Raw genomic sequence first — 12,019 nt, forward strand, 5'->3', positions numbered from 1 at the left:
AGGTTTTTTATGTCGCTCCGCTGGTTACAATTAGATGAAAAAAGACTTTCACGACAATGGGTTTTTAGATTGGCAATAGCTATACCGTTTGCAATAAGTTTCTTATTGTGCATTCCATTATGGTTCGAAACAACATTCGATTTTTCATCTGCTGGCTATGCAAAATTCCTTTCGATGTTTTCATTACCTATAGGTGTATTGTCTCTATCAATTCCTTGGGTTGCTATTGTCGCGCATATACACAGGACGATCCAAACGGAGGTACAAATTGAACTCATTAACCAGAAAAACGTCAGTGAACGATTTCACTCACATCAAAAATATGTAACAGAGAGCCTTTCATTTATAAAAGGAAATAAAATACAAATAAGAGGATATGATATAAAATTAGAAATATCAGATCCATACTCTCTTTATCGTGATTTTTTCCCTAACTCATCTCCAGATAACGGGATCATCTTAGACACTAAAGAAAGTCATGCTTTAAATATCATAGTATCCTTATCAGATATAAACAAAAATCTAGAAAAAACATACAATTATATAAATAAAAACAAAGAAGTTAACGTAAATATATTGGCCATGAATTTACTTGAGGTTATCCTTGACATGTCAAATATAAAAAGATCCTTATCAATAAATAAAACAGAGATAGAATTAATAAGAAAAAATAAAGAAATTTTATTTTTAGAAGATAATAGAAAATATAATTTTTCCACTTATTTCTTTAGCGAAAAAGAACTAAAATCATACCTAGAAGAAATACGTTCAATATCTTACAGGGTTCTATATTTATTAGATATTGAAAATAACGAATATTATACTCACATAAATAGATACATATTTGAGGATGAACATAATTACTTCTCTATGGTGTTTGAAAAAATGAAGGATACGGGACAATCCAGAGCAAGGTTCGTCTTTGGAGAGAGCGCATTTACTCCAGAAAAATTTGAAAAATTCAATTCATTTTTGTCCGAGTAATAAATAATTTATGCCTATGTATTTCCAGAACAATATCAAACATTGGTAACTAATTTATATACAGTAAAAGTACAGCCCTCAGTTAACAGGGGGCTGTATGGCAGTTCGTAAACAAGCATCAGGAGAATGGATGTGTGAGAACTACCCGCACGGACACGAAGGCAAACAGTTTGCTACCAAAGGGGAAGCCGTCGCCTTTGAACGCTTCACAATAGATCAATCGAAAGATGTCGCCCCGGACCTTGTACATGATTCTGTGTAAATGCCATTTCTCAGAAGTGACCGTCCAGGCGGTCACCGAACTCGATAATAAAGCGGCTCATCGCCAGCCGCCAGTTTTGGATCGGCATCGTCCATTTTTTTGATGCCGACTGGATCGCCAGCCACACCACTTTCCTTACTGAGTCATCTGTCGGGAACACCTTGCGTTTCTTTATGGCATGCCGGATGACGCTGTTCAGCGATTCAATGGCATTGGTCGTGTAAATCACCTTACGGATGTCATCCGGGTACGCGAAGAATGTTGACAGATTCGCCCAGTTTGCACGCCAGCTACGGCTGATTTGCGGGTAGCGCTCATCCCAGACCCTGGCGAATGTTTCCAGCTCCTGCAACGCCGCTTCTTCCGTCGCGGCCCCATAAACCGCCTTCAGGTCGCGAGTGACGGCCTTATAGTCCTTCCATGAGACGAAGCGCAGGCTGTTGCGCACCATATGGACGATACACAACTGGATGCGGGTTTGCGGATATACCGCGTTGATAGCGTCAGGGAAGCCTTTCAGACCGTCAACGCAGGCGATGAGAATGTCGTTCAGACCTCTGTTTTTCAGCTCCGTCAGCACATTCAGCCAGAACTTCGCCCCTTCATTCTCCGCCAGCCACATACCCAGTAGTTCTTTCTGACCGTCGATATTGATGCCCAAGGCCAGGAACACGGATTTGTTGATGACACGACTGTCCTGACGGACCTTAAGGACAATACAGTCAAGATAAACAATGGGATAAAGGCTATCCAACGGCCGATTCTGCCATTCAACAACCTGCTCCATCACCGCGTCCGTGACCTTTGAAATCAGGGCCGGCGACACATCCGCGTCATACAGTTCCTTAAACGTCGCGACGATTTCGCGGGTAGTCATGCCTTTGGCGTATAACGACAGGATTTGGTTATCCATGCTGGTTATCCGAGTCTGATTTTTCTTCACCAGTTGAGGTTCGAATGTGGCGTCACGATCGCGCGGAGTACGCAGTTCGAGCGGGCCATCGCCAGTAATGACAGTTTTTGTGGAATAACCGTTGCGTGCGTTAAGACCCGCTTTGGGCTGGTTTTTCTCGTACCCGAGATGGTGGGACATTTCAGCATTAAGGGCGGCTTCAACACTGATTTTTTTCAGCAGGCGATCGAACTGGCTGAGATCATCAGGTGTTTTGAGATTTTTGGCCAGTTCGTTAGCCAGTGCCTGTAATTGTTTTTCGTCCATAAATTAACCTGCTTTTGATGTTGGATTGAACATATCAAAATCAGGCAATTACACAAATTTATGTACAGGCTCTCGCCCGTTTTGTTGTGTCTGGTATTAACATAGTCTGGTGTTAATATATCCAAACCAATCATTCGATTTTCCTAAAAGGGCGGGCATGAAGGTTTTATCGACATCCTGTGTTATTCATGATCTCAGCCACGTTGTGCTGCCACGTCAGAATGACATCGGCCAATCGCGATGGGCTGTCATACGTGCGCAGTTAACCACGCTGTTACTCAGCGTGGCGTTGCTATTTTGCTTCATCGCGTCGACTTATGCCGCCAATGTCACTTCTTTTAAGATGTCATCGCAAACGTTCGCTGACCGGATGAATGCCAATCTGACGAAACTCAATATCCCTCTCGCATTGACCATTAAGTTGGAAAAGGGAAGTTCCATCGATGACTTTCAGCACATTTTTAACGAGCATGTTGGATTAATTGGGTCGTTAGAGAGTAAAAGCCAACAGCTTAATGGAATCTTGCTACTCAACGCCGCGTCAGAATCCGCAGAAGCAACAAGACAGAATCTGCAAATCGTTACAGCCGCATTTTCTGCGCTATTGGGTGAGAACAATCTTGAAAGCTCTGAGGTGACTGAGATGATGTTCGGCCTGCTTCAGGATAGCCAGACCTCAGGCAAAGGCGTTCGGCAGGTCGGAAAGGTTCGATTTACAGCAACAACCAATGAGGACACCGATATTATCTTCACCGCCGAGCCCATACTCTAGCGGGTGGCATCCTCATTATTCATCAAACGCCAATGGCATATTTCAATGCGCGCTGTTTTAACACGCCAGCGCGCTGCGCGACCATCAGCGCCATATTGCGAGCAAAGCTCAGCGGTGGTAACGCATTACTGAACGCGTTATAGAAGAGATCCATCCCGCTTTGCATCATCAGGTTATCCGGCATACGGCGGCACTGATAGCGGCGTAACACGCGCTCACAAGCCCATTCTTCTCCTGCATTGCGCGCGTTAATTAACACATCCAGCAGCGCCTCAACGTCGCGATATCCCAGATTCACCCCCTGCCCCGCCAGCGGATTGATGGTATGCGCGGCATCACCCAGTAGCACCAATCCTGGCTTGATATAGCTTTGCGCATGACGTCTGACCAACGGGAATGATCCCGCAGAAAGCGCCTTAACCGCGCCCAATCGTTCAGGAAACGCAGCCGCAATTTCTTTATCCAACTGTGTAAGCGGCATCGCCTGAAGCTGACGAATACGCGACGGACTGTCGTACCACACCAGCGATCCCCACTCATCAAACAGCGGTAAAAACGCACGCGGGCCGCTTGGCGTGAACTGCTGCCAAGTCACATCCTGCTGGGGTTGCGAGGTCTCTACGCCGATCAACATACAAGACTGACGATACTGCCAGCCGCTGATGCCAATCCCCGCCCACTGGCGAACCTGAGAATTCGCGCCATCGGCGCCAATTACCAGCGCAGCCGTCAGTTGTTGCCCATCGGCAAGCTGTAAACACCAGCCATCATCGGTGCGTTGCAAGTTCTGCGGCGTAACTGGGCAATAGCATTGGCAGCGATCCTCTTCCTGCAAACTTTCCCAGAGCGCCCGTTGCAGCACCCGGTTTTCCACCATAAAACCCAGTTCAGGCAGGTGAATGTCGGCAGCATCAAAAACGACTCTGGCATTCGCCCATTCCCAGGTTTCCAGCCGACGGTAAGGCGCGCTGCGCATCTGCTGCACTCGCTGCCATGCGCCTAGCTCTTTCAGTAGCGCAACCGACGCATAGCCAATCGCCGAGATCCGTAAATCTGGCGGGCTGGCGGCATCAAACGGCGTCGGCATGTCCTGCTCAATCACCGCAACTTGAAATCCTTGCTGTGCCAGCCCAAGCGCCGCGGCCGCGCCAACCATGCCACCGCCAACCACAATCGCATCGTAATGCATATTGGCTTTATCCTCTCTGGTTCTGGTTTATTCACACCAGTAAAAATGCATGAAAATAGTGTACTGGATTTGCGGGTAACTTTTCAGAAAAGCCGCATTTTTATAGAAAGTAAGGCGTTATCAAGTCAGCGTAGTTTCCGGCGCTGGTCACAACGCCGGTGAGCGATTACAATAAACACCCCAAATGAGGGGGAATCTTTCTTATCCGCACTGAGTAATGGTAAGTCGATGACAAAAAAACTGCATATTAAAACCTGGGGCTGTCAGATGAATGAGTACGATTCATCAAAGATGGCTGATTTACTGGGAAGTACGCACGGCTATGAGCTGACTGAAATCGCTGAAGAAGCCGATGTCCTGCTGCTCAATACCTGTTCGATCCGTGAAAAGGCGCAGGAAAAGGTCTTCCATCAACTTGGCCGTTGGAAAACGCTGAAAGATCTCAATCCTAACCTGATTATTGGTGTTGGTGGCTGCGTGGCCTCACAGGAAGGCGCGCATATTCGTGAACGTGCGCACTACGTCGACGTTATTTTTGGCCCGCAAACCTTGCACCGCCTGCCGGAAATGATTAATCACGTTCAGGGCACCCGTAGCCCCATCGTTGATATCAGTTTTCCTGAAATCGAAAAATTCGACCGCCTGCCAGAACCGCGAGCCGAAGGGCCAACAGCTTTCGTCTCCATCATGGAAGGCTGCAATAAATACTGCACATTCTGCGTTGTGCCTTATACCCGTGGCGAAGAAGTCAGCCGCCCGTGCGATGATGTGTTGTTCGAAATCGCTCAACTGGCCGCACAAGGCGTGCGTGAAGTTAACCTTTTAGGGCAGAACGTCAACGCCTATCGCGGCGAAACCTATGACGGTGAAATCTGCTCCTTTGCTGAGCTGCTGCGCTTGGTCGCCGCTATTGACGGGATCGACCGTGTCCGCTTTACCACCAGCCATCCGATTGAATTCACAGACGATATTATCAGCGTCTATGAAGATACGCCGGAACTGGTCAGCTTCCTGCATTTACCGGTACAAAGCGGCTCTGACCGCGTGCTGACAATGATGAAACGCCGCCATACCGCGCTGGAATACAAAGCAATCATTCGTAAACTGCACAATGCACGTCCGGGCATCCTGATCAGTTCTGACTTTATCGTCGGTTTCCCTGGCGAAACACAGGCTGACTTTGAACAGACGATGAAGCTGATTACCGATGTGAATTTCGATATGAGCTATAGCTTTGTCTATTCCGCCCGTCCCGGAACACCGGCCGCAGAGATGGTCGATGACGTGCCGGAAGAAGAGAAAAAACAGCGTCTATACCTTCTGCAAGAGCGCATCACCCAGCAGGCAATGCGATTTAGTCGCCTTATGCTGGGCACCGTCCAGCGTATTCTGGTAGAAGGCACCTCACGTAAAAGCGTGATGGAGCTATCTGGCCGTACGGAAAACAACCGTGTCGTCAATTTCGAAGGCACGCCAGATATGATCGGTAAATTCGTCGATGTGGAAATCGTTGATGTTTATACCAACTCGCTGCGCGGCATCGTGGTACGTACCGAAGATCAAATGGATCTGCGCGTACATGAATCACCGTCTTCCGTGATTGCGCGTACCCGCAAAGAGAATGAGATCGGCGTCGGGTTCTATCAGCCGTAATCGATGTACGCTTCAGTCTCAGCGTGATTGATGGGTGGCTTTGCCACCCATTTTTTATGGCAGGCTATCCCTGCCAGCCACCCTACGGGCCGTTGCTTCGCCACGTTGAAAAACGCTCCTGCGTTTTTTTATGGCAGGCTATCCGCTTCAATTTCATGCCGCTTACATTTGCTTTTGCGAGGCGGCATCCCAATATCATGATTGTGACTTGCACCATCGGGCATTCACGATGAATAATTCACTCATAGGGCGGACACATCAGGCCGTCTGACAACTGTTCACTTTGTGCGGGCAGGATGGAGCCAGCACAGTAACGCTCAAGAGGAATAATTTGAACGTAACGACAAAAGAGATTGCCCTTGAACCCGCCGATAACCAACGCCTGCTCAGCCTTTGCGGTCCGTTTGATGACAATATTAAACAGTTAGAACGCCGCTTAGGCATCGAGATCAACCGCCGGGATAATCAATTTAAACTGGTCGGCAAAAGCCTGCTGACGCAAGCTGCCGCCGATATCCTGCATCGTCTATATGTCGATACGGCCCCAATACGTGGCGTCATCGGTGATATCGATCCTGAGCAAATTCACCTTGCGATTAAAGAATCTCGCGTGCTGGAACAGTCTGCAGAACACATTCCTGACTATGGCAAAGTGGTCAATATCCGCACCAAACGCGGCGTGATAAAACCGCGCACGCCAAATCAGGCACAGTATGTCGCCAATATCCTTGATCACGACATCACGTTCGGCGTTGGCCCTGCGGGAACAGGGAAAACCTACTTAGCTGTCGCTGCCGCCGTAGATGCACTGGAGCGTCAGGATATTCGCCGCATTCTGTTAACGCGCCCAGCCGTCGAAGCGGGTGAAAAGCTGGGTTTCCTGCCGGGCGATCTGAGCCAGAAAGTCGATCCTTATTTGCGCCCACTTTATGATGCCCTGTTTGAAATGCTGGGCTTTGAGCGCGTCGAGAAGCTTATCGAACGTAACGTGATTGAAGTCGCGCCACTGGCTTACATGCGTGGCCGAACGCTGAACGATGCCTTTATCATTCTGGATGAAAGCCAGAACACCACCATCGAACAAATGAAAATGTTCCTGACACGCATCGGGTTCAACTCAAAAGCGGTCATCACCGGTGACGTCACGCAGATCGACCTGCCGAAGAATCTGAAATCCGGCTTACGCCACGCGATAGAAGTACTGGCCGATGTGGAAGAGATCAGTTTTAACTTTTTCCACAGCGAAGACGTGGTTCGCCATCCGGTGGTCGCGCGGATTGTGAATGCCTATGAAGCGTGGGAAAATGCCGAACAGAAACGTAAAGACGCCTTAGCAGAACAGCGTAAGCGTGAAGCACAGGCTGCGGCATCAGATCAGGAGCAAAAATGAGTCAGGTGATTCTGGATTTACAAATCGCCAGCGAGCAAGCACAGGGGCTACCGGAAGAAAAAGACTTTCAGCGCTGGCTGGAAGGCGTTCTGCCGCAGTTTCAGGAAGTCTCTGAAGTCACCATCCGTATCGTGGATGAGGCCGAAAGCCGCGACCTGAATAACACCTATCGTGGTAAAGACAAGCCGACCAACGTGCTATCGTTTCCTTTTGAGGCACCGCCTGAAGTCGAGCTTCCTTTGCTTGGCGATTTAATCATCTGCCGTCAGGTTGTCGAGCGTGAAGCCGCCGAGCAGGAAAAAACCGTAGAAGAGCACTGGGCGCACATGGTTGTCCATGGTAGCCTGCATCTGCTAGGGTACGACCATATCGAAGACAGCGAAGCCGAAGAAATGGAAGCGCTGGAAACCGAGATTATGCAGGGCATGGGCTATGCCGATCCTTACCTTGCAGAAAAAGATGGCCTCACCGAATAAATAGAAATACATTTTATCTAGCCCGAAATCGGGAAGATATCGGGCATTTGTATTCACACATCAGCCACTGTGCCGCTTCCAGTTGCTGGTAATAATCCTTTAACAAGAGTGATGTTAATTAAAACGCATGAGCGACGACCATTCTCAAAACAGCGATGCACCCAGTCCCAAAAAGGGCTTCTTTTCTCTTATTCTTAATCAGCTTTTTCACGGCGAGCCAAAAGATCGTAACGGCTTACTCACTCTGATTCGTGATTCCGAACAGAATGAACTGATCGATCCTGAAACACGAGATATGCTCGAAGGCGTCATGGATATCGCCGACCAGCGTGTACGCGACATCATGATCCCTCGCTCGCAGATGATTACGCTCAAGCGCGATCAAACGCTGGAAGAGTGTCTGGACGTGATTATCGAATCCGCCCATTCTCGTTTCCCCGTGATTAGCGAAGATAAAGACCACATTGAAGGCATCCTGATGGCGAAGGATTTGCTGCCGTTTATGCGCAGCGATTCCGAACCATTCAGTATGGATAAAGTTCTGCGTTCCGCCGTGGTTGTGCCGGAAAGTAAACGCGTTGATAGAATGCTGAATGAGTTCCGCTCGCTGCGTTATCACATGGCGATTGTCATCGATGAGTTTGGTGGCGTATCCGGCCTAGTCACGATTGAAGATATTCTTGAGCTGATTGTCGGCGAAATTGAAGACGAATACGACGATGAAGAAGACAGAGATATTCGCCAGCTTAATCGCCAGACCTACACCGTTCGTGCGTTAACCGATATCGAAGATTTTAACGAGGCTTTCGGTACACGGTTCAGCGATGACGAGGTCGACACCATTGGCGGCTTGGTTATGCAGTCTTTCGGCCATCTTCCTGCCCGTGGCGAAACCATCGACATAGAAGGTTACCTGTTTAAGGTTGCGATGGCGGACAGCCGCCGTATTATTCAGGTTCATGTCAGAATCCCTGATAATGCCCCTCAACCAAAATTGGAAGAATAATTTGGCAATGGTTGTCGCTTCTTTTCTACAACGCCAGCAGGTCAAAGCCCTGCTGGCGCTCTTATTTGGTGCCTGTGGCACGCTGGCATTTTCTCCCTTTGATTTCTGGCCCGCGGCGATTCTCTCGCTCATGGGTTTACAGGCGCTGACGCTCAACCGTACGAGTCGTCAGTCAGCCTCGATAGGGTTTTGCTGGGGATTGGGTCTGTTCGGTAGTGGCGTTAACTGGGTTTACGTCAGCATCGCCCAGTTTGGCGGAATGCCGGGCGCTGTCAATGTTGCGCTGGTCGTTCTGCTTGCAGCCTATTTGTCACTCTACCCTCTGCTGTTTTCTGCCCTGCTCTCACGCCTGTGGCCAAAGACGACACTGTGGCGTCTGGCGCTTGCTGCCCCTGTGCTCTGGCAGCTAACTGAATTTTTGCGCGGCTGGGTGCTCACCGGTTTTCCGTGGCTGCAATTCGGCTACAGCCAAATTGACGGCCCACTGAAAGGTATCGCGCCCATTCTGGGTATCGACACCATTACCTTCCTGTTGATGAGCCTCAGCGGGCTACTCGTTTATGCCATCAGTCAACGAAAAATCGTACCGGCGGCCATTGCTATCGGCGTTTTCGTTTTATCATGGCCGCTGCGCAACGTGCAGTGGTACACCCTGCAAACTGAACGCGCCGTCAATGTCGCGCTGGTACAGGGCAACATCCCGCAGGCTATGAAGTGGGAACAAGACGAGCTGCTGAACACGCTGAAGATTTATCTGGATAACAGCCTGCCCTATATGGACAAAGCGCCCATCGTTATCTGGCCGGAAACCGCGATTCCCGATATTGAAAGCCGTCAGGCTGCCTATTTGAAGCAGATTGATGATATTCTGCGTAGCCGTAATAGCAGCCTGATTACGGGTATCGTCGATATCCGCCGTGAGGGTAATAAAACCGATTTTTATAACTCAGTGATCGTTTTGGGCGACAAAGATCCGTATCACTACCCCACAACGAACCGTTACAACAAAAACCATCTGGTACCTTTTGGCGAGTTTGTCCCGCTGGAAACGTTGTTACGTCCGCTAGCGCCGTTCTTCGATCTCCCCATGTCATCGTTCAGCCGCGGAGACTACGTTCAGCCTCAACTTTCTGTGCACGGCTTCAAGCTCAATGCCGCTATTTGTTATGAAATCATCTTAGGCCAGCAGTTGCGTGATAACTTCCGGCCAGACACCGATATGCTGCTGACCATCTCGAACGATGCCTGGTTTGGTCATTCAATCGGCCCGTGGCAACACTTCCAGATGGCTCGCATGCGCGCACTGGAATTAGGCCGTCCTCTGGTGCGTAGCACCAATAACGGCGTCACAGCGGTGATTACGCCTGATGGCAATGTCAGCGCTAGCCTGCCGCAGTTTACGCGCGCGGTGCTGAGCACGCAGGTCGTGCCAGCAACGGGGATAACGCCTTATGCGCGCTTCGGTTCCTGTCCGCTCTGGAGCATTACGCTACTGGGCGGTGCCGCTGCCGCTTTCTTCGGTTTGCGTCGCCGATAATCGTCCCCTCCTCACATCCCTAAAGGCATGCTTTTGCATGTCTTTTTTATTTATGGCACGGTATTTGCCTATTATTACCCTGTAAAGGGTTGTTTCTGTATTTTTTTGGATACTACGTCGGCGTAAAGCGCTCTATTGGGGCAAGTAACGCACCAAATCGGTGCCACCCTGTGACATTGCTACCATTTGGTGCGGCGGATATCGCAAAAAACAAACATTCCTATTTCAATCTATTTACAATCAGCTACTTTTTAACTGTATAGACAGTAACTTCGCGCTTTAACGGTGCAGCGTTATCACTGAGAAGTAGCAAAGTATTATGAGTGATGCAGCGATCCGCTGTTTACCTTGAAGACAATGTTAACTTGAAGATAACGGGCACATTAACCATACGGTTATTAATGACAGCGCTATCACTATTGCACTGTAACGACAGCAAAGGAGTTAGAACATGCAAATGCGTAAACTGGCATTATCACTGCTTCTGCTTGGCACCGCCGCCAGCGTAGCTCAGGCTGAAGATCTAGCCGGTACATTGAAAAAGGTCAAAGATAATGGCGTGATCGTCATTGGACACCGCGAATCGTCCGTGCCTTTCTCTTACTATGACAACACGCAAAAAGTGGTCGGCTACTCTCAAGCCTACTCTGACAAAATTGTCGAAGCGGTTAAGAAAAAACTGGATGCGCCTAACCTGCAGGTCAAGCTACTCCCTATCACCTCTCAGAATCGTATCCCGCTGTTGCAGAACGGTACCTTTGATTTTGAATGTGGTTCAACGACTAACAACCTGGAACGTCAGAAACAAGCCGCGTTCTCTAACACCATTTTCGTGGTCGGTACACGTCTGTTAACCAAAAAAGATTCCGGCGTAAAAGACTTCCCAGATCTAGCGGGTAAAACCGTCGTCGTGACTTCCGGTACGACCTCTGAAGTTCTGCTGAACAAGCTGAATGAAGAAAAACAGCTGAAGATGCGCATCATCAGTGCGAAAGACCACGGCGACTCCTTCCGTACGCTGGAAAGCGGTCGTGCGGTTGCCTTTATGATGGATGATGCGTTGCTGGCGGGTGAACGTGCGAAAGCGAAAAGCGCCGATCAGTGGGATATCGTCGGCAAAGCGCAGTCTGAAGAAGCCTACGGCTGTATGCTGCGTAAAGATGACCCACAATTCAAGAAACTGGTTGATGACACCATCGCTGAAGTTCAGACCTCCGGTGAAGCTGAAAAGTGGTTCGATCGCTGGTTCAAACAACCGATCCCACCAAAAGATCTTAACCTGAACTTTGCACTGTCAGACGAAATGAAAGCGCTGTTCAAAGCGCCAAATGACAAAGCACTAAACTAATTAATAATGAGAATAAGGGCAGAGCTATCTGCCCTCTGATTGCTGATTCGTGGCAGGACAGACAGGCATGTGATGGTCGTTCCCCATCACATGTTGCCCCGAGAAATTTCGATAAACAGGAAAATAAACAATACACCTGTAGTTTGAAACAGAACGGGAATATGGCCGCTCATCAATCTTCAG

General features: G+C 49.0%; 10 protein-coding genes and 1 pseudogene. 9 read left to right on the top strand and 2 right to left on the bottom strand.

Annotation, left to right across the window (positions count from 1 at the left end):
• Positions 1 to 9 precede the first annotated feature (9 nt).
• Together DMB82_RS14435 and DMB82_RS14440 are read left to right on the top strand one after the other, a co-directional pair.
• Positions 10 to 984, top strand: coding sequence for a hypothetical protein (locus tag DMB82_RS14435; protein WP_116163010.1), 975 nt, complete (start codon positions 10 to 12; stop codon positions 982 to 984).
• Positions 985 to 1,081: 97 nt separating this feature from the next.
• Positions 1,082 to 1,204 (top strand): annotated as a pseudogene (locus DMB82_RS14440) (site-specific integrase); the annotation flags it as partial.
• Positions 1,205 to 1,256: 52 nt separating this feature from the next.
• Here DMB82_RS14440 and DMB82_RS14445 read toward each other — a convergent pair.
• Positions 1,257 to 2,465: an IS256 family transposase gene (locus DMB82_RS14445; protein WP_116163012.1), complete on the bottom strand. Its 1,209-nt coding sequence runs from the start codon at positions 2,463 to 2,465 to the stop codon at positions 1,257 to 1,259.
• A gap of 157 nt (positions 2,466 to 2,622) precedes the next feature.
• On the opposite strand from DMB82_RS14445, the gene DMB82_RS14450 reads away from it, so the two are divergent.
• Positions 2,623 to 3,237 (top strand): hypothetical protein, encoded by a 615-nt coding sequence (locus DMB82_RS14450; protein ID WP_116163016.1) that lies wholly within the window; start codon positions 2,623 to 2,625, stop codon positions 3,235 to 3,237.
• Positions 3,238 to 3,259: 22 nt separating this feature from the next.
• Here DMB82_RS14450 and ubiF read toward each other — a convergent pair whose 3' ends face one another.
• Entirely contained in the window at positions 3,260 to 4,426 is a 1,167-nt protein-coding gene (ubiF, locus tag DMB82_RS14455; RefSeq protein WP_116163018.1) for a 3-demethoxyubiquinol 3-hydroxylase, read from the bottom strand.
• Positions 4,427 to 4,654: 228 nt separating this feature from the next.
• On the opposite strand from ubiF, the gene miaB reads away from it, so the two are divergent.
• The 6 genes from miaB (at position 4,655) to DMB82_RS14485 (ending at position 11,836) form a co-directional block, all read left to right on the top strand.
• Complete coding sequence (miaB, locus tag DMB82_RS14460; protein WP_102116687.1) at positions 4,655 to 6,079, top strand: tRNA (N6-isopentenyl adenosine(37)-C2)-methylthiotransferase MiaB; 1,425 nt, start codon at positions 4,655 to 4,657, stop codon at positions 6,077 to 6,079.
• A gap of 331 nt (positions 6,080 to 6,410) precedes the next feature.
• Entirely contained in the window at positions 6,411 to 7,469 is a 1,059-nt protein-coding gene (locus DMB82_RS14465; protein WP_116163019.1) for a PhoH family protein, read from the top strand.
• Positions 7,466 to 7,945, top strand: a complete 480-nt coding sequence (gene ybeY / locus DMB82_RS14470; protein WP_010298791.1) for an rRNA maturation RNase YbeY — start codon at positions 7,466 to 7,468, stop codon at positions 7,943 to 7,945. The genes DMB82_RS14465 and ybeY overlap by 4 nt, the downstream gene beginning before the upstream one ends.
• A 127-nt stretch (positions 7,946 to 8,072) precedes the next feature.
• On the top strand, positions 8,073 to 8,951 hold the full coding sequence (corC, locus tag DMB82_RS14475) for a CNNM family magnesium/cobalt transport protein CorC (RefSeq protein WP_010285415.1): 879 nt from the start codon (positions 8,073 to 8,075) through the stop codon (positions 8,949 to 8,951).
• Positions 8,952 to 8,958: 7 nt separating this feature from the next.
• Entirely contained in the window at positions 8,959 to 10,488 is a 1,530-nt protein-coding gene (gene lnt / locus DMB82_RS14480) for an apolipoprotein N-acyltransferase (protein ID WP_102116689.1), read from the top strand.
• 451 nt (positions 10,489 to 10,939) lie between these two features.
• The gene (locus DMB82_RS14485) at positions 10,940 to 11,836 is read left to right on the top strand and encodes an amino acid ABC transporter substrate-binding protein (RefSeq protein ID WP_102116690.1); all 897 of its coding nucleotides are present in this window, start codon (positions 10,940 to 10,942) and stop codon (positions 11,834 to 11,836) included.
• The last annotated feature ends 183 nt before the right edge of the window (positions 11,837 to 12,019 follow it).

Source organism: Pectobacterium aquaticum (genome assembly GCF_003382565.3).
GTDB lineage: Bacteria > Pseudomonadota > Gammaproteobacteria > Enterobacterales > Enterobacteriaceae > Pectobacterium > Pectobacterium aquaticum.